Genomic DNA, 424 nt, shown 5'->3' with positions numbered 1-424 from the left:
GGATAAGCCAGCCAAACTGAAATCAATCAATAGTATTTCGCTTATTTGGATTGAGGAATGTTCTGAAGTGAAGTATGAGGGATTCAAGGAATTAATCGGACGTCTTCGCCATCCTGAGCTGAAGCTTCATATGATCTGTACCACCAATCCCGTCGGCACCTCCAATTGGACGTACCGGCATTTTTTTCGAGATGAACGCAATAAACGGTTTGTGCTGGATGACAGCGAGCTTTATGAAAAGCGGACGATTGTGAAGGGTGATACGTATTACCACCATTCCACCGCTAACGACAATCTTTTTCTCCCGGAAAGCTATGTGAAACAGCTTGTCGGACTCAAAGAGTATGATCCCGAACTGTCCCGGTTTGCCCGCAAAGGACGATTCGGAGTCTCGGGGATCAGGGTGCTGCCGCAGTTCGAGGTG

At 47.6% G+C, this 424-nt stretch carries 1 protein-coding gene; it reads left to right on the top strand.

The window, feature by feature from the left end; genetic code table 11:
- Window positions 1-424, top strand: a 424-nt coding sequence (locus RVS70_RS22685; protein ID WP_321134992.1) for a PBSX family phage terminase large subunit, incomplete at both ends; no start/stop codon positions are given.

This window comes from Virgibacillus sp. M23, from assembly GCF_034190895.1.
In the GTDB taxonomy this organism is placed as follows: Bacteria; Bacillota; Bacilli; order Bacillales; family Amphibacillaceae; genus Virgibacillus; species Virgibacillus salarius.
This window is presented reverse-complemented; position numbering and strand designations above follow the sequence as displayed.